Raw genomic sequence first — 18,636 nt, forward strand, 5'->3', positions numbered from 1 at the left:
AGAAATGCAAAGGTCACTATGCCCGCACAGCCGCCTTCTGAAGTTCGTTTTAGACGATTGTAAAAACCTTGCGCTATTAAGCAAAGAGACCAACGGGCTAGCTAACTTTGTTGGCAAGTAACCGCTTCCGATCATTTCGCTCACAAGCTTCGACGAACAGCTGAGAAACCCGCGCGTTCATCTCCGCCATTTGGTAAGTGCCTTCACGCTGTTTTGCTTTGGCAGCATCTTCACATCAGATGACAACATAACAAACGCAGTGGAAACGCTGCATTTTGTTACATTTGGGCGGAAGGTTGATGAAGCAAGCAAAGGTACTAACGAAGGCGGAACTCAAGCGCGTGCTTACGCTTTGTGAAACCGCCCAGAATGGCGACCGCAACAGGATCGCCCTATTGCTATCCCACCATGCGGGCCTGCGTGTAGGGGAGATCGCCACTTTGGTTTGGGCCGACATTGTGGATCGTGACCGTCGGGTTAAAACTGTGTAAACTCGACAGACCGGCGGGACACTGGTGAGGTTACTGTAGCTTGTCTCTGAGTACTTCGTAAGGGGTCTGGCCATTGTGCGCACCGTGAGGTCTGGCGAAGTTATAAAACCGCTCCCAATCCTCCAGCTTGGCCTCCAGATCGACATCACCCTTGTAGCTGAGAAGCTGATAAAATTCCTGCTGATCGGACCGGTGGGATCGTTCGACTTTGCCATTGAGCTGAGGTGTGCCGCGTTTGATGTAGGCATGCCTGATCCCGAGGTCTTCGACATGCCAATGGAACTTGGCCTGGAACTCGTGACCGTTGTCGGTCCGCACCTCGCGAATGCGAAACGGGAACTTTTCGATAATGTGGTCAATGAAGTCGATGGCGTTTGCCTGGGTATGCTTCTCGTAGACCTTGAGGGCGCGAACTCTGGTTGCATCGTCGATTGCCGTGTATTGGAAACGGCGGACCTTTTCGCCGCTTTTCCCTTTGAACGTCAAGAACTTAACATCCACTTGAATGTGATGACCCGGAACCTGCTTCTGATAACGTTTGGTGTGCAGTTTGCGCATGCGTGTGCCTCTGGGCAGGCGGTTAAGGCCGTTGCGCTTAAGGATGCGGTAGACGCCGGCGTCTGAGATCCTGATGCCGTGATATCGCGCCAAATACCAGACTATCCTGATTGGCCCGAGGTGATATTTGCGGCGCAGATAAAGCACTTTCTCTACGATCTCTGCTGGCGTTTGATTGGCAGGATTCTTCGGGATTGATTTGGCGTTCTTTAGGCCAGCTTCTCCATGCTTTTGGTATGCATCACGCCATCTATAGAAACTGGACCTGCCGATCCCAAAATATCGACAGGCCTTGCGGGCATTGCCGATCTTCTCGGCGTGTTGGAGCACTCTAAGTTTGCATTGAATGTCGCGTTCTCCGTTCGTCATGAATACTACCTCCATCCCAAATCAGGGAATTTACAGGAAGTGTCCCGAGAGTCCGTACATATCTACAGGCATTGGCAAGGCCGGAGATAAGCCCAAGAGAACTGGCTGTTACGTTAACCGATCAACACACCTACTTTGTCTCGGAAGTTAGTATTTACAGGCTTCTTCGATTCCATGACCTGAGAACAAGCCCGGTTTTTTTGGTAATGAAGACTGCTGATATGTTCCGCGACAAGATGACGACCCCTATTCAACGTTGGCAAACCGACTTCACCTATTTCAAAGCAACTGGCTGGGGTTGGAGCTAACTCAGCGCAATCCTTGATGAACAACCGCCTTCACATCATCACTTTGAAACTCTGCATGGGGAAACCGCCGTCGAACCCCGATTTCAAGAGCAATTCATGATTGCTTCGATCGTGCCAAGTGCTGCCTATCCCTTCCCGAATTTGCGTGGAATGGTGCGCCTGCCAAAGTTCAGTTTTCATAACTGTTGCGAAAAATTTTCTAGTGAAGGAGTCCGCCGCCGTCGCCGGGACCGGTATAAGGGAGAACAGTTCTCATCAGAATCTCAATAGGTGACGTTATCATAAGCGCACCCTGCCCCGCCAGAAGCGAACTCTTCAATAATGGTGGGAGAAAAATTAAGACAGCGCAAAATGTCATCCGTCATCTGCCCGCGCCTACGCGCGTGAAAAATGATATCGACCAACTGCCCGCTCGCGTCAATTACCGGAAAGGCCCTTCCGGCCCTTTCATAGTTTTTTGAATTTCCTTCAACAAAAAATCGAACATCCTTTTTGTCGTCACGCATAACCTTGCGACACGGGCCCATTGGCGTGCTACATTCGGCTACAAACGCGCCGTAAAGCGCTTCATCGGTATAATCCCCACTCGAATACAGCAAGAAGTAAGGCCCGTTCGGCGATTGCCAACCCCAAGCACCTTCCAACAGTCCACCGCCGTCTTCAAACCGCACCTCCGAGGGTAATGGATTGTCCCGGTCCCAACCGCTCTGGTCTTTGCTTCTCTTAGCTTTGCGCCCTGGGCACAACAGGAACTTTGGCTTTTCCATCCGCATGTCCCGCGACATACGTTGCCCTCGGACACAGGTGGTATTATGCGTTTTGTCATAGCGCACATCCGCATAGACAAACACTTTCCTTCCTCCGGTGTCGAAAATTCCACCATTGTAGATAGATTCCAACCACGGCTCATTGCTTTGCATTCGCCAATCTAGCGGAAATCCCGACTTGGTCCGACGGCCATCTTGAATTGGCTCAAACAAATAGCTGCTGCGTTTTTTGGCGCCCTCGAGGCCATCTCGGTTGAAGTTTTCGACCGTTGGCAAGGACGACACCATAACTAACCCGTCTTGGCTGTCAAAAAATTTCTTTTCCCACTCTCGAAACCCTTCTCTGCGCAGCATCCGCTCCCCGTTGGGCGCGCGCAATGATAGAAAATAAGGCACACCGTCGTCATCTTCAAAAGATCCCGGCGCAAGGCTTTGGTATTCGACCACATGATCTTCCGTGCCGGTCAGGATAAAAGTACCCGCCTTAGTCCGATAAATATTTGGATCGCGCAGCCATTTGCCCTCGCGGGCTTGCCATACCAAAGGATCCTCATTCGCACCCGCGTGCGATTCTGAAGGTGCGTCCAAATCAGTGTTCGCTAGGACCGCCTCGTTGGAGATGATCAGCCAAAGCGACCCAGCCACAAAAATAAATAAACCAATTGCGAAAATCGAAAACTTGCTCAATTCCGTGCCTCTCAATCACAATTTACCGACGTTACAACAAAAATCAAGCAAAGGTAAAACGTTTCCAGACATCACGCCTACGGATTTTTTGTGGCAAAATCGAAACTCTGGCACAGTACCTGTTGCACGCGATTCCACATTGTGGCACCGTCAGTGACACACGTAGAGTCCACGATGATATCGGTCGAGTTTTTTCGTTTGAAATCATAAGGTTTTGCGGCGGGGATGATGTCCCTACCGCCGGAGCCATAATAAGCCCTTTAAGGTTAGTGCCTTAGAGGGCTTTTTGGCATCTAGGTAATGGTGTAATATTTTCCATGTCCCACTAATGTACCACTTTTGGCAATCCCTAAGCCGCCCGCTTACCCTTCACCGGCCTGGGCCATCCTTGGGCGTGCAATCGCGGCACAAAGACATGAAACGCTTCTTTGTCCCACCTTCATTCGTATTGCCCTGCGCCGACATCTGAGAAGCTCACGCCGTCCAAAAGGATCGAGTTCACTCCTGCCACGATCCGCGCGGTGCCTCCTGCGTCTTCGAGGTGGTTGGTGATCAGGTCCGCGAAACCTGTGATTGCGCCCACGCCAGCGAGGTTGATCTTCTCACCATCGGCAGCCTCAAACCCGAATATCGTATCATTGCCAAAACCGCTGGCAAACACAAACCGATCCAGCCCCGCACCACCGGTCATCTGGTCCTGACCTAAACCACCATTCAGGGTGTCATTGCCCAAATCACCAAACAACTGGTCCGCATTAGCACCGCCGAAAAGACGGTCAAAACCTAAACCACCGCGCAAAACGTCGTTGCCCGCTTCGCCGTAAAACTCATCAAACCCGCCGCCCACGCACATTCACCAGACTGAATGGCAGGTGCAAACCCGGTCGGGTCTGTGTCGGGGTCGGCAAAGACAGCCCCAGCGTCTGCAATCTTGCGTCGATCTCACTCATCTTATTTGCTCCTGAAACACAATGGCCTTGGCGTCACTCTAATCCTGTCCCGGCTCAATATCTATCTCGCATCACCACGTGTTGTCAGGTCATCCATCCAGGTCTTCGCCTCGCGCAAAACTGTCTCGGCCGAGGCATCCCGCACAGGACCATAGCCACGAATATCCTGTGGTGCCTTCAGCAATGCTGCGCAAACCTCTTGGATGTCCGGGCTGTAACAGGCCCCGACACGGTCCAGCACGGTTTCAAACCACGCCAGCAGATCACGATCCAGCTTGCGGTCAGCACCAAACCGAAACGGGTCCAACAGCCCGCCCCGCACACGGCGCATTCCGGCCAGCCCGCGCAAAACGGGCCGCATCCATGGTCCCAACCGCAGCTTTCTGGCCCGTCCCCGCGCATCTTTGCCAAGCGGCAAGACCGGCGGTGCCATGTGATAAGTTACTTTGACGTCCCCCTCAAATTCGGCGTTCAACCTGTCTTCGAACCCGGATCGCGTATAAAGCCGCGCAACCTCAAATTCGTCTTTGATCGCCATCAGCCGGAACAACGATTGCGCTGCCTGAATGCCCAGCGCCTCTGGTACAACCGCAGCGAACGCCCGGATACGCGCCTCAAACTGCGCGCTATATTCGGCATCCTGATAGTCGCTCAAAAACGCAACCCGGCGCACAATCACAGCCTCCAAACCCTCGGGTTCCGGCGTCTTTGGCGATGCGAATGCCGCCCCGTCATGCGCCAGCACCCGTCCGATGCCAAAAGCGCGAATGTTCTTTTCAACCGCCACGCCGTTCAGCAATATCGCCTGCTGCAACGCGCCTTCGCTGACCGGGACCAGCCCCTGTTGCCATGCGAACCCCAGCATCATCACATTGGCAAACACAACGTCGCCCATCAGCCGCTCTGCCAGCGCATTCGCGTCCAACGCCGACAGGTTCTCTGTGCCAACAACCGCGCGAATGACATGTTCACGACGACCAATCTTCAAATCGGCGTCCCGGTTCAGCACCAGATCACCGGTCGGCATCGCCGCCGTATTCAGCACCATGTGCGTGCCAGCGCGATAATGCACGGATGCTTTGGGTGCCGAACTGACAACCACATCACAACCTATCACAGCATCCGCAGCGCCGGTGCCAATCCGCACCTGATTGAGCACGTCCGGGCTGGATCCCAACCGAATATAGCTCAGCACCGTGCCGAACTTTTGCGCAAACCCGGTGAAATCCAACACCGATGCCCCCATCCCTTCAAGATGGGCTGCCATGGTGATCAGCGCGCCAACCGTAACCACACCTGTGCCCCCCACCCCCGTGACCAACAGGTCAAAGGGTTCCGCGAGTGATGGCACCGCGGGGGTGGGCAGCCCGGCCAGCTTACCAGCCAGATCGATCTCTGCCGCCTGCTTGCGTCGTCGTTTCGCACCGGTCACGGTCACAAAGCTGGGACAGAACCCATTCACACAAGAGAAGTCCTTGTTACACGCTGACTGGTTGATTTTCCGTTTACGCCCGAATTCCGTCTCAACCGGTTCCACACTCAGACAGTTGGATTCTACCGAACAATCACCACACCCCTCACAGACCAGTTCATTGATAAACGCAAATTTATCAGACTCTTGCAGCGTCCCACGCTTGCGTCGCCGCCGTTTTTCGGTGGCGCAGGTCTGCTCGTAAATCAGCAGCGTCACACCCGGGACTTCCCGCAATTCGCGCTGCACCAAATCCAATTCGGCGCGGTCTCGAAATGTGGTGCCGGGTGGGAAATCACCATGCGAAAACTTGGCGATGTCATCGCTGACCAACGCCACACGTTCGATCCCTTCGGCCCGCGCGCTCCACGCGATTCCCTGCACCGAAACAGGCCCGTCCACCGGTTGCCCGCCGGTCATCGCCACCGCATCATTGAACAGCACTTTGTAAGTGATATTGGCCCCCGCCGCGACCGCTTGCCGGATCGCCAATGACCCCGAATGATACCATGTGCCCTCGCCCAAATTCTGAAACACATGCTTGCCGCCGTTGAACTTCTGCGCCACCGCGACGGGCACACCTTCGCCGCCCATCTGGGCATAGCCGCCGGTGTTGCGGTCCATCCAGCTGGCCATCACGTGGCAGCCGATGCCGCTCAGCGCGCGACTGCCTTCGGGCACCTTGGTCGACGTGTTATGCGGGCAGCCCGAACAGAAATACGGCGTGCGCGCCGCCCCACTGACATTCAATACCGGCGCGGGCATCGCCACCAACGCTGCCGCCTTCTTTTCCAGCCCTTCTTCGGGGAAAAACCGCGCCAGTCGCTCGGCCACCACCGGCACCAGCTGCAGCGGACTCAGCTCGCCAGTCCAGGGCAACAACGGATCGCCCACCGCGCGATGCTTGCCCACCATGGTCTCGGGTTTATCGCCCGGCCAGTCATAGAAATACTCCTTGAACTGGCTTTCGATAATGCCGCGCTTTTCCTCGACCACCAGCACCTCTTGCTTGCCCCGCACAAATCCCAGCGCATCGCGCCGCGCCAAAGGCCAAACCATGCCAACCTTGTAGATATCGACCCCCAACCGCCGACACACCGCCTCGTCCAGCCCCAAAAGACGCAGCGCCTCCATCAGGTCCAGATGCCCCTTGCCGGTTGTCACAAAGCCATAGGTCGCCTCGGGGATGTCATAAATTCGCCGGTCAATCGGGTTGGCGTCAACAAACGCCTCTACCGCGCGCAGCTTGTGCCCGATGCGCGTTTCAATCTCGGGGCTGGGCAGATCGCTGGGCCGCACGTGCAACCCACCGGGGGGCATGTCAAACGCCGGGATCACAAATTTCCGATCCGCGCACAAATCTACAGACCGTCCGGACTCCACCGTTTCCGAGATCGCCTTGAACCCGACCCACGTGCCCGAAAACCGCGACAACGCGATGCCATATTCACCAAAAGCCAGATACTCGTCGACGCTGGCGGGATTGAGCGTGGGCATGAACCACGTCATAAACGCCACGTCCGACTGATGCGGCATGGACGAGCTGACACAGCCATGGTCGTCGCCCGCCACAACCAGCACGCCGCCCTTTTGGGACGCACCATAAGCGTTGCCATGACGCAACGCATCGCCGGACCGATCCACGCCCGGCCCTTTGCCGTACCACATGGAAAACAGCCCGTCATATTGGCAATCCGGGTCCAGCACCGCTTGCTGCGCGCCCAACACCGCCGTGGCCCCCAGATCTTCGTTTACGGCAGGCATGAACGTGATCTTTTCCTGCGCGCAGCGCTCCTGTTCGCGCCAGAACTCCAGGTCCAGCGCTCCAAGGGGCGAGCCGCGATAACCCGATACAAACCCGCCCGTATTCAACCCCGCCGCACGGTCGCGCCGCGCCTGATCAAACATGATCCGCGCCAACGCCTGTGTCCCAGTCAGAAACACCCGCCCCTTGGTGCGCGCATATCGGTCTGACAATTCATAGCTTTGAAAATCATGGCGGGCTTGGGTCATGGCGCATCTCCGTTTTGACCAGTGTCTCATGAAACCCCTGCAAAACCGTGCCAATGTGAGCGATATTATTGAATTTTTCGAATTCTTGTGCCATATTTCTGCCAACCATCGGAAACTGGAACCAATGACTCTCAACGACAAAGACCGCCACTTGCTCGCCCTTCTGGAACAGGATTGCCGCCTGCCCAACGCGGATCTGGCGGAACAGGTCGGCATGTCCACCTCGGCCTGCTGGCGCCGCATCCGGGCTTTTGAAGACGCCGGACTCATCACCGGCTACGGCGCGCGTCTGCACCCGGAACAGATGGGGCTGGCGTTTCATGCCATTGTGCATGTTCAGCTGACCCGCCACGACAAGCCCGCACTGAAACGGTTTGTCGAGGTGATCCAGACACGCCCCGAAGTGCGCGATTGTTACGCCACCACCGGCAGCGCGGACTATCATATGCGCGTACGCTGCCCCGATATCGATGCCTATAACCTGTTTCTAGAGGACTTTCTCTTTACACTGCCCGCCGTGCGATCCGCCCAGACCAACGTGATCCTGCGCGACCTAAAAAACCGCTGACCCCTTGCCCCGGCCCGCACGAACGGGCTAGGTCGATCCCAACTCCAAAGCCAGAGAATGCCGATGACCCGCAATGTTTATCTTCTGAACGGTCCAAACCTGAACCTGCTGGGCAAACGCGAGCCCGAGATTTACGGCAGCACCACGCTCAGCGATGTCGAGACCAACAGCGCAACGCTCGCCCAGGAACTGGGCCTGACCCTGACGGCCTTGCAATCCAACCACGAAGGGCAACTGGTCGACTGGATACACGATGCCCGCGACAACGCCGCAGCGATCGTGATCAACCCCGGTGCCTACACGCATACATCCATCGCCATTCTCGATGCGCTCAGTGCGTTTGAGGGCCCGGTGATCGAAGTGCACATTTCCAACGTGCACACCCGCGAAGCCTTCCGCCATCACTCCTATGTCAGCCAGCGCGCAGATGGCATCATCGTCGGATGCGGCGTACAAGGCTATGATCTGGCCCTGCGCCGTGTTGCGGGAATGCTAGACTGACCCAGCCGCACTATCGCCAGACCGCCGGATGGTGATCTGACCCGAAAAGTGGGCATTTTATGCCAGCCAAATTCCGCGCCGCTTTCAATCTGATACACGCCCACAAAATCGCCAGCCCGTGCGGGCGGTCTGGCGATAGCGCGGCGGCCTGCGGCCTTGTTCCGCGCCAGACGCCTTATTTCTTCTTAAGCGCATTCATCAACGCGTCTCCCAACGCGCCCTGACTTTGACCACCACCCGGGGGCTTGGCACTGCCACCGCGCGGCCCACGGCCTTGCGGTCCGCCACCTTTGGGACCACGTCCCTGCGGCCCGCCTTGCGGCCCACCCTGCGACTTGTCCCGACGTCCATCGCCCGCGCCACGCGCCGTGCGATCCTCGCGCGCAGAAGCGCCGCCATCCTTTTTCATGCTCAACCCGATGCGTTTGCGTGCCACGTCCACCTCGGTCACGCGCACCTTCACCACATCCCCGGCCTTGACCACCTCATGTGGGTCTTTCACAAACCGGTCGGCCAGCTGGCTGACATGCGCCAACCCGTCCTGATGCACGCCTACGTCTACGAACGCGCCAAACGCCGCCACATTGGTCACTGTGCCTTCCAGCATCATGCCCGGCTTCAGATCGGTGATCGCCTCGACCCCATCAGCAAAGCTTGCCGTCTTGAAAGTGGGCCTTGGATCGCGGCCCGGCTTCTCCAGTTCGCTCAGAATATCACGTACCGTTGGCAGGCCGAACTTGTCGTCCACAAACTGCTCTGCCCGCACCCCGCGCAACGCCGCTTCGTCCCCCATCAAACTTCGCACATCGCGCCCGCAGGCCGCCACGATCTTGCGCGCCACGCCATAGGCTTCGGGATGCACCGAACTGGCGTCCAGCGGCTCTTTGCCATCCGCGATGCGCAGAAAACCCGCGCATTGCTCAAACGCCACCGGCCCCAACCGCGCGACCTTTAGCAGCTCTTTGCGCGACGTAAACGCGCCATTGGCGTCCCGATGCGCCACAACCGCCTCGGCCAATCCGGGGCCAAGCCCCGACACATGCGCCAGCAACGGGGCTGACGCCATGTTCAGATCCACGCCCACCGCGTTCACCGCGTCCTCAACCACCGCTTCCAGCGATTTGCTCAGGCGGAACTGGTCGACGTCATGCTGATACTGCCCCACGCCAATCGACTTGGGTTCAATCTTGACCAGCTCGGCCAGCGGATCCTGCAACCGCCGCGCAATCGACACCGCGCCGCGCAGCGATACATCCAGATCGGGAAACTCGCGCGCGGCCAGTTCGCTGGCGGAATACACACTGGCACCAGCCTCGCTGACCACCACCTTGGCCGGGGTCGCCACCTTGGGCGGCGACAGCTTGAGCACATCCGCCACCAACCGCTCACTCTCGCGGCTGGCCGTGCCATTGCCAATCGCCACCAGCGACACATTATGTTTCGCAATCAGCCCGATCAAAACCGCCTCGGCCCCACGCACATCATTCTTGGGCTGGAACGGATAGATCGTCGCCGTATCCAGCAACTTGCCCGTGGCATCCACCACCGCCACCTTGCACCCGGTGCGAATCCCGGGATCAAGCCCCAGCGTCGCCTTGGCCCCTGCGGGTGCTGCCAACAGCAAATCCTTGAGGTTGCGCGCAAACACCTGAATCGCCTCGTCCTGCGCCCGACTGCGCAGCTCGCCCATCAGATCCACGGTCATCGTCAGGCTCAGCTTGACCCGCCATGTCCAGCCCGCGACCTTGCGCAACCACATGTCACCCGGCCCTTGCCCGCGCGTTTCCAGCGTCGCCGCCACCATACCCTCGGCGCGTTCTTTTCCGCCTTCGGGGTCGGGGCCAATATCCAACGACACGATACCCTCTTTGCTGGCGCGCATCATCGCCAGCGCCCGGTGCGACGGCACCTTGGACCACAGCTCGGTATGCGCGAAATAGTCGGAAAACTTCGCGCCTGCCTGTTCCTGACCTTTGATCACCTTGGCGCTGACCAACGCCTCGCGCTGCAGAAACCCACGCAACTGCCCCAACAGGCCCGCGTTTTCGCACAGCCCCTCGGCCACAATATCGCGCGCGCCGTCCAGCGCGGTTTTCACATCCGCAACCTCTGCCGTCAGATAGCCCTGCGCCAAGGCCTCCGGGTCTGCCTGACGATCCGCCAGTATGGCCTCGGCCAAAGGCTCCAGCCCGCGTTCCCGCGCGATCATCGCCTTGGTGCGCCGCTTGGGCTTATAGGGCAGATAAATGTCTTCCAACGTCGCCTTGGTGTCAGCCCCGGCAATCGCCTTGGCCAGCTCGTCTGTCAGCTTGCCCTGATCCCTGATCGACCCCAGCACCGTCTCCCGGCGCGCTTCAAGCTCGCGCAGATAGGTCAGGCGTTCGTCCAATGTGCGCAATTGCGTGTCATCCAGCCCGCCTGTGACCTCTTTGCGATAACGCGCCACAAACGGCACGGTCGCGCCGTCGTCCAACAGCTTGACGGCTGCGCCAACCTGTTCGGCGCGCGCGCCGATCTCATTTGCAATGGTCCGGGAAATGCGTGCGCTGTTGTCCAAGGGGTCTGCCTCCTGCCTCGTTGGGATGCCCTTCTTACCCACCCCGCCAGACGCCGCCAAGCGGGAAATACCAGCACCCGACCGGTCCGCGCCAATATGCCGAACACGTCCGTTATGTTATTTCATCTCAAAACCTTGCGTGCGCCATGTTAACCCCGGCAATTCCGCCTTTTCACACCGCCGCAATACCGACGCGATACCGACGGTCTGCCGACAGATCATTATTTATCTAAATCAGCACGTTAACCATGATTCGACGCGCTCAACGCCCGCCCACGTCCTGCGGCGCAATCGACACGGTTTTGACAATCGCATAACAGCGCGCACCCTCAACCAACCCGAGCGCATCCGCCGAACGCCGTGTCACCCGCGCCAAAACCGGTCCGGCAGGCGTTTTCACCGACACAATCGCACCCGGCCCATCGCCTGCGCGCACCGCATCAATCGTACCTTTCAGGATGTTCAGCGCAGACAGTCCTTTGGGTTCTTCACGGCTCAAAATCACGTCATGCGCCGCAATCCGCACGCGGATCACCTTGCCCAGTTCTTCTGAAATACCCGGTAAAAACAAAGGGGTACCGGCTGCGTCAAGCTCGCTCAGACCATCATCGTGGTGCCTGGCCACGCGCGCATCCAACACCGCACCCACAGCCCGCACACCTGCAGGCGTGAACCCCGGATCACCCAGCACTTCACCCGCAGGCCCAACCCGCACCATCCGACCGCCCTTAAGCGCGACAACGCTGGTGGCCAGCCGCGCAACTTCGGCGATCGAGTGCGTGACATACAGGATCGGGATTTTCACCTCGTCTCTAAGCCGTTCGAAATAGGGAATAATTTCAGCCTTACGCGCATCATCCAGTGCCGCCAGCGGCTCGTCAGCTAGGATCAGCCTGGGGGCCGCCAACAACGCCCGCCCAATCGCCACCCGCTGTTTTTCGCCCCCGGACAACAACGCAGGTCGACGCTTCAAAAGCGGCCCCAGCCCCAACATTCCGACAACCCGGTCAAACTCTTTCCCCTGCGCACGTTTACCGGCAAACCATTGTCCATAAAGCAAATTTTGCCGCACAGTCATGTGGGGAAACAACCGCCCTTCCTGGAATACATAGCCCAGACGCCGCTTGTGGGGCGGCAACCACACGCCGGTTTTGCTGTCCTGCAAAACCCAGTCTCCAATCGCAATCCGAGCCGTGTCCGGGCGCGACAACCCCGCCACTGCATTGACCAGCGTTGTCTTACCCGACCCCGACGCGCCAAACAGCACCGTCAGCCCCTCGGGCGTCTCAAAGGAAACGTCCAGAGAAAACGCCTCAACCTCTTGTTTTACCGATACAAAAAGGCTCATGATCCGCTCACCCGGCGGGCCAGATACCGTCCTATGTACTCACTCAGCAACAATGCTGCCATGGCTACAAACACCGACACCGCAACCAACCTCAACGCCGCAGATTCCCCGCCCGGCACCTGCAAAAAGCTGTAGATCGCGGTCGGTAATGTGCGCGTCTGCCCGGGGATGTTGGAGACAAAGGTGATTGTGGCACCAAACTCGCCCATCGCCTTGGCAAAGGTCAACACCGCCCCCGCCAGAATTCCCGGTAAAATCAAGGGCATGGTCACGGTCAGGAACACCCAGATGCGCGACGCGCCCAATGTGCCAGCGGCCTGTTCCAGCCTGGGGTCCACCGCCTCTATCGACAAGCGCACAGCCCGCACCAAAAGCGGGAACGCCATCACCGCCGCTGCCAAGGCTGCACCGGTCCAGCGGAACGCGAACACGATGCCCAAATCTTTGAGAAAACTACCAAAAATACCTTGTGTGCCAAATCCCATCAACAACAGATACCCGGTTGCGACAGGCGGCAGGATCAGTGGCAAATGCACCAGCCCGTTCACGATCTGCTTGCCCGGAAACCGCCACCGCGCCAGAGCATAGGCGACAAACACGCCCGGGATCAAAGACCCCAGCGTGGCCCACAATGCCACCTTCAGCGACAACGCAATCGCGCTCCATTCCTCGGGGCCAAGCCAGTCGGTCATAACCCGCCCTCTGCCAGTACGCGAAACCCCTGTCGCTCAAACGCCGCTCGGGCCTGCGCACCCTGCAAAAAGGTCAAAAACACAGGCGTCACGGGGTTGTCTCGTGTGGTCAAACCAGCCACAGGATAGACAACATCCGGGGCGATGCCTTCTGGGAAAACCCCTACGATTTCAACATCTTCACTAGCCCGCGCGTCGGTCTTATACACGATCCCCAACCGAGCCTCGCCCAGCGCCACCAGCGCCAGTGCGGCGCGCACATTGTCCAATTGCGCCACCTGTGCCTGCACCTGATCCCATACCCCCAGAGCCTCCAGCGCCGCCTTGCCATATTGCCCGGCAGGCACCGCCTCAACCAGAGCCATCGCCAGTCGACCCTCGCCCAGCAGGGCCGGAATATCCTTTCCAACCACCGGACGTGCCACAGGTGTGCCGCCCTTTGGCGCGATCAGGACCAGCGTATTTCCCAGCAAATCAACACGGGTGTCAACGTCGATCAGCCCGCCTTGCTCCAGATAGTCCATCCATTCGGAATTGGCCGACAGAAACACATCTGCGGGCGCACCATACGTAATCTGGCGCGCCAGGGCTGACGATCCGGCAAGCGACACAACCACCTGATGACCGGTCTCGGCTTCAAACGTGTCTGCAACGTCATCCATCGCGTTTTTCAGGCTGGCCGCAGCAAACACCACCACCTCTCCGGCCCGCGCCCCCGGCGTTGCAAAACACACCCAAAGCACCGTCACCAAAGCCGCTAAGCTGCTTATTCCAAGGTGCCTGATCATCATTCTCCCGGGGCGGAACGCGTTATGTTTAAAGGGAATATCGAAAAGCTGCCAATGTCGCAACATGCGCCTTCGTGGTTGAGCCACGCCTCATTGGTGCTACACATGTGCTGATCCTCGAAAGGAAGCCTTATGTCTCAACCTCCTGTCCTGATCGCTGGTGGCGGTATTGGCGGTCTCGCCGCTGCTCTGACCCTGCACCAGATCGGCGTGCCCTGCATCGTGTTTGAAGCTGTTGAATCGCTGCGCCCGCTGGGTGTGGGCATCAACCTGCAACCCAACGCGGTGCGCGAACTGTTCGAGATGGGGTTTGACCGAACCGCACTGGACAATGTCGGGGTGCCGGCCAAAGAATGGGCACTGGTCGGGTTGAACGGCAATGACATCTACGCCGAACCCCGCGGCGAGCTGGCGGGGTATAACTGGCCACAATACGCTGTGCATCGCGGAACGTTCCACATGATGCTCTATGATGCGTTGATCGACCGGGCGGGGGCGCAATCCGTACAGCTTGGCGCGCGGGTAAACGGCTATGAAAACAACGCCGACGGAACTGTTGCGGCCCTGATCGACATGGCCGACGGCACCCAGCGCCGCGAAACTGGCGCGCTGCTGATTGGAGCTGATGGCATCCATTCCGCGATCCGCGCCCAGATGCATCCCGATCAACCAGCCATCCACTGGGGCGGCGCGCTGATGTGGCGGGGCACCACCCGGTTCAAACCGGCTCGAACCGGATCCTCCTTTATCGGGCTGGGCACAGATCGCCAGCGCATGGTGATTTACCCCATCTCCCCCCCGGACCCCGAAACCGGTGAGGCCGAGGTGAACTGGATCGCCGAAGTCACTGTCGACACCACAGAAGACTGGCAGAAAAGCGGTTGGTTCCGGCAAGTGGCCATCGACGATTTTGTGCATCATTTCAACGACTGGACCTATGACTGGCTGGATGTTCCCGCGATGATCCGGGGGGCGGACATCGCCTTTGAAAACCCGATGATCGACCGCGATCCGATCCCGACATGGCAGGATGGCAGCGTTGTCCTGATGGGCGATGCCGCCCACGCGATGTATCCGACCGGCTCTAATGGGGCCAGTCAGGCGATCATTGATGCGCGCACATTGGGCGCGGTCCTATTGGATCATGGCATCACTGCGCGCGCCCTTGCGGCCTATAACGACAAACTGTGCGGCCCGGTGTCTGAGCTGATCCTGCGCAACCGTGGTGCGGGGCCATTTGGGCTATTGGCGATGGTCGACGCCCGCTGTGGCGGCATGTTCGACAATATCGACGACGTGATCCCGCCACAGGAACGCGCCGATTTTATGGCCAAATACAAAGCCGCCGCCGGTTTCGCCATCGACACGCTGAACGCCGCCCCCGCCATCATCCCGGCAGGGGCAAAGGTCTGAGACCTCAGGTAGTTTCGAACAGCTCTTGCCAGCGATGGCACGCCACTTCGTGCCCCTGCGAGCCTGCGTTCTCCAGCTTGGGTTCTTCAACCTTGCACTGATCCACGGCACTTGGGCAGCGGGTGTGGAATTTGCACCCCGAAGGCTGGTTTGTGGGTGACGGGATTTCGCCCTCAAGCTTTTGCGCCGACCCCCGGTCATCCGGGTCCAGTGATGGGATCGCTGAAAACAACGCCTTGGTATAGGGATGCTTGGGCGTCTCGAACAACCTGCGTGTTGGCGCGGTTTCCACCAACCGACCCAGATACATCACCGCGACGTGGTCACAGGTATGGGCCACAACCGACAAGTCATGGCTGATGAACATAAAGGTCAGACCCAAATCGCGCTGCAGCTCTTTCAACAGGTTCAGAACGTCGGCCTGAATGGACACATCCAACGCTGCAACGCTTTCATCCGCGACCACAAATTTCGGATCACTGACCAGGGCCCGCGCAATCGAAATCCGCTGTCGCTGACCGCCGGAAAAGGCGTGTGGAAACCGGCGCAAATGCTCAAGGTTCAGACGGCACTTGGCCGCAATCTCCCGCACCCGCTCATCCGTCTCGGCGCGCGAACTGGTCAGTCCCATCACCTCCAGCGGTTCGGCAATAATATCACGCACCGTCATACGTGGGCTCAGCGCGGCATACGGATCCTGAAAGATCAACTGCGCCCGTTTGCGATAATCCTTGAGTTCGGCACCATCTATTTCGGCCAGATCATACTGAACCTCACCATCGTCATAGGTCGCATGCCCCCCTGTGATCGGCACCGCCTTAAGAAAGGCGCGCCCCAACGTGGTTTTGCCCGACCCGGACTCACCCACCAGACCAAAGAACGAGCCCTTCTCGATCTCGACAGACACCGCATCAACGGCCTTGAGAACCTGTTTGTTGAACAAACCGCTGCCGATGTTAAAGCCCACCGACAACCCGTCGGCGCGGATCAGAATTTCGCTGCTCATGCCCCTTCTCCTTCGGGATAAATATGACAGGACACTGCATGGTTTTCATCCAGCTGATACCGCTGGGGCAATTTTGTCATGCAGGCATCGCCGACCACTTTGGAACACCTTGTGTGAAACACGCATCCGGGCGGACGTTCCAACGGAGAAGGAATGTCGCCGGGCACCGGAGTGAGTGGCGAATCCAAATCGTCCAGCTTGGGCAAAGCCGACAACAGACCACGCGTATAAGGGTGCGCCGGGGTGCGGATCACTTCACGCACCGGGCCCTCTTCGATCAGCTCGCCCAAATACATGACAGACACCTTGTCTGCGGTCTGGGCCACCACACCCAGATCATGGGTGATGAACACGATCCCCATATGGAATTCCTCGACCAGATCTTTCATCAGATCGATCACCTGCGCCTGAATGGTCACATCCAGCGCCGTCGTCGGTTCATCCGCAATCAACAGTTTGGGTCTGGTCGACAACGCCATGGCGATCATCGCCCGCTGGCGCATCCCACCCGACAGCTCAAACGCGTATTGATCAAACCGCTTGGACGCGTCCGAAATCCCCACCCGGTCCAGCATCTCAACCGAAATTTCCTTGGCCCTGGCCTTGGACATTTTACCGTGCAACATCAGCTGTTCGGCCATCTGTTTGCCAATGGTGATCGCAGGCGCAAAAGACGCCATCGGTTCCTGAAAGATCATCGAGATCGCGCCACCGCGCACCACCTGCAATTCGGAAGCCTTGGTCAGCGACAACACGTCTACCGGCCCGCTTTCAGTGTGCAATGTGATTTTGCTCTCGGGGCTGTAGACCGCATTGCGGGCATTCAGATGCATCAGCGCCTTGGCGGTGACTGACTTGCCCGAACCGGATTCACCCACCAGCCCCATCACCTCGCCCTTTTCAAGCGAGAAACTGACATTATCGACGGCCGTAATCAGACCTTCATCGGTCTTGAATTGCAGCGTCAGGTTTTCAACATCAATCAGGCGGCTCATTTGTGGGTATCCGAATAAGGGTCAGCGGCATCGCGCAGGCCATCGCCCACAAACACAAACGCCATCACAAGAACGATGAAGAAAATAACAGGGATAAAGTACCACTGATAATTCAGCATCACGTCGGCGCTGGTCGCCTTTTGCAGCATCACACCCAGCGATGACACGGGGTCCTTCAACCCCAGTCCGATAAACGACAGGGCCGTTTCGCTTAGCACCATATAAGGGAACGAAATCACCAGATCGACGATGATATAGCTTGTGAAACTTGGCAACAGGTGGCGGCGGATCACATGGTTGGGCGAGGCCCCGCACAGCTGGGCCGCCAGCACGTATTCCTGATTACGTTCGGTCAGCAAATGCGTACGCACCCGCCTTGCCAGCGTCGGCCAGCCGATAAAGCCAAGGATCAGGGATATGTAGAAAAACCGCGCCTCGGCTGATGTCTCGGGCGGCATAAACGCCGCCACCGCCATAAACAACGGAATCGCCGGCACAACCCGCACCGCATCCGTGACCATCTGGATAAATCCATCCAGGGCACCGCCATAATAGCCGGACACCCCTCCTATCATCAGAGCCAGAATAAAGGCGATAAACACACCAATTGTGCCCACCTGAAGCGATGTCCAAACCGCGTGTAACGTGCGCGAAAAGATGTCCTGCCCGTCTTCATCCGTGCCAAACAGATGGATTTTGCCACCTTCGACTCCAAACAAATGCACGCTTCCGGGAATGAACCCAAACAGCTTGTAGCTGTCACCTTTGACAAACCACTGCACAGACAATCGTTCGTCTTCGTTAATGGTCGTCACCCAGCGGAAATTCGTGGCCATCGACCGTTCGCGTTCCACCGCGTGAATAAAGGGACGTGCCGAACAGCCGTTCTTGTCACAGAACTGCATCAGCTGCGGCGCGCCATTGGTGTAATCCTTGTCACGGCCCGCAATGGTCGGGTCATAGGGCGACAGGAACGGCGCGAACAATCCGGCAAGGATCAACGCCACCAGAACCGCCGCCGCCACCATCGCGGTGCGCTGTTTCTTAAAGCGGGCCCAGATCAGTTGACGTTGCGAAGCGGTGAAATAGGCTTCCTTGGCGTTCTGGTCTTCTGCCGACATCTGGCCTTCGGTTTGTGCTTGGCTTGTCATCGG

14 protein-coding genes and 1 pseudogene are annotated in these 18,636 nt (G+C 58.1%); 4 read left to right on the top strand and 11 right to left on the bottom strand.

Annotated elements, in window-relative coordinates:
• Window positions 1–521: 521 nt before the first annotated feature.
• Window positions 522–1,418 (bottom strand): IS481 family transposase, encoded by an 897-nt coding sequence (locus ABJI08_RS11490; protein WP_348401978.1) that lies wholly within the window; start codon window positions 1,416–1,418, stop codon window positions 522–524.
• Window positions 1,419–1,501: 83 nt separating this feature from the next.
• On the opposite strand from ABJI08_RS11490, the pseudogene ABJI08_RS11495 reads away from it, so the two are divergent.
• Window positions 1,502–1,723: pseudogene (locus ABJI08_RS11495) on the top strand (IS3 family transposase); the annotation flags it as partial.
• A 266-nt stretch (window positions 1,724–1,989) separates the two neighbouring features.
• Here the strand turns inward: ABJI08_RS11495 and ABJI08_RS11500 are convergent.
• The 3 genes from ABJI08_RS11500 to ABJI08_RS11510 form a co-directional block, all read right to left on the bottom strand.
• Complete coding sequence (locus ABJI08_RS11500) at window positions 1,990–3,180, bottom strand: hypothetical protein (RefSeq protein ID WP_348401979.1); 1,191 nt, start codon at window positions 3,178–3,180, stop codon at window positions 1,990–1,992.
• A 439-nt stretch (window positions 3,181–3,619) separates the two neighbouring features.
• Window positions 3,620–4,027, bottom strand: a complete 408-nt coding sequence (locus ABJI08_RS11505; RefSeq protein WP_348401980.1) for a hypothetical protein — start codon at window positions 4,025–4,027, stop codon at window positions 3,620–3,622.
• Between the two features lie 164 nt (window positions 4,028–4,191).
• Window positions 4,192–7,614, bottom strand: coding sequence for an indolepyruvate ferredoxin oxidoreductase family protein (locus ABJI08_RS11510; RefSeq protein ID WP_348401981.1), 3,423 nt, complete (start codon window positions 7,612–7,614; stop codon window positions 4,192–4,194).
• A 124-nt stretch (window positions 7,615–7,738) separates the two neighbouring features.
• Between ABJI08_RS11510 and ABJI08_RS11515 the strand changes: the two genes are divergently transcribed.
• Both ABJI08_RS11515 and aroQ read left to right on the top strand, forming a co-directional pair.
• Window positions 7,739–8,182 (top strand): Lrp/AsnC family transcriptional regulator, encoded by a 444-nt coding sequence (locus tag ABJI08_RS11515; protein WP_348401982.1) that lies wholly within the window; start codon window positions 7,739–7,741, stop codon window positions 8,180–8,182.
• Between the two features lie 63 nt (window positions 8,183–8,245).
• Window positions 8,246–8,683, top strand: coding sequence for a type II 3-dehydroquinate dehydratase (gene aroQ, locus ABJI08_RS11520; protein ID WP_348401983.1), 438 nt, complete (start codon window positions 8,246–8,248; stop codon window positions 8,681–8,683).
• A 175-nt stretch (window positions 8,684–8,858) separates the two neighbouring features.
• Here the strand turns inward: aroQ and ABJI08_RS11525 are convergent, their stop codons facing one another.
• From ABJI08_RS11525 to modA, 4 genes are all read right to left on the bottom strand, one after another.
• Complete coding sequence (locus ABJI08_RS11525) at window positions 8,859–11,240, bottom strand: Tex family protein (RefSeq protein WP_348401984.1); 2,382 nt, start codon at window positions 11,238–11,240, stop codon at window positions 8,859–8,861.
• A 262-nt stretch (window positions 11,241–11,502) separates the two neighbouring features.
• Window positions 11,503–12,588 (bottom strand): molybdenum ABC transporter ATP-binding protein, encoded by a 1,086-nt coding sequence (gene modC, locus ABJI08_RS11530; protein ID WP_348401985.1) that lies wholly within the window; start codon window positions 12,586–12,588, stop codon window positions 11,503–11,505.
• A complete protein-coding gene (gene modB / locus ABJI08_RS11535; protein ID WP_348401986.1) occupies window positions 12,585–13,280 on the bottom strand; it encodes a molybdate ABC transporter permease subunit in 696 nt (231 codons plus the stop codon). The genes modC and modB overlap by 4 nt, the downstream gene beginning before the upstream one ends.
• A complete protein-coding gene (gene modA, locus ABJI08_RS11540) occupies window positions 13,277–14,071 on the bottom strand; it encodes a molybdate ABC transporter substrate-binding protein (protein ID WP_348401987.1) in 795 nt (264 codons plus the stop codon). Before modA ends, modB begins: the two co-directional genes overlap by 4 nt.
• A 129-nt stretch (window positions 14,072–14,200) precedes the next feature.
• Here modA and ABJI08_RS11545 point away from each other — a divergent pair, with 129 nt between their 5' ends.
• Window positions 14,201–15,481, top strand: coding sequence for a flavin-dependent oxidoreductase (locus ABJI08_RS11545; protein ID WP_348401988.1), 1,281 nt, complete (start codon window positions 14,201–14,203; stop codon window positions 15,479–15,481).
• A 4-nt stretch (window positions 15,482–15,485) separates the two neighbouring features.
• On the opposite strand, the gene ABJI08_RS11550 is transcribed toward ABJI08_RS11545, so the two are convergent.
• From ABJI08_RS11550 to ABJI08_RS11560, 3 genes are read right to left on the bottom strand one after another with little or no spacing between them, the layout of a single operon-like run.
• Window positions 15,486–16,487: an oligopeptide/dipeptide ABC transporter ATP-binding protein gene (locus ABJI08_RS11550; RefSeq protein ID WP_348401989.1), complete on the bottom strand. Its 1,002-nt coding sequence runs from the start codon at window positions 16,485–16,487 to the stop codon at window positions 15,486–15,488.
• The gene (locus ABJI08_RS11555) at window positions 16,484–17,482 is read right to left on the bottom strand and encodes an ABC transporter ATP-binding protein (protein WP_348401990.1); all 999 of its coding nucleotides are present in this window, start codon (window positions 17,480–17,482) and stop codon (window positions 16,484–16,486) included. Before ABJI08_RS11555 ends, ABJI08_RS11550 begins: the two co-directional genes overlap by 4 nt.
• Entirely contained in the window at window positions 17,479–18,633 is a 1,155-nt protein-coding gene (locus tag ABJI08_RS11560) for an ABC transporter permease (protein ID WP_348401991.1), read from the bottom strand. Before ABJI08_RS11560 ends, ABJI08_RS11555 begins: the two co-directional genes overlap by 4 nt.
• Window positions 18,634–18,636 lie beyond the last annotated feature (3 nt).

It is taken from the genome of Shimia sp., from assembly GCF_039969785.1.
In the GTDB taxonomy this organism is placed as follows: Bacteria; Pseudomonadota; Alphaproteobacteria; order Rhodobacterales; family Rhodobacteraceae; genus Shimia.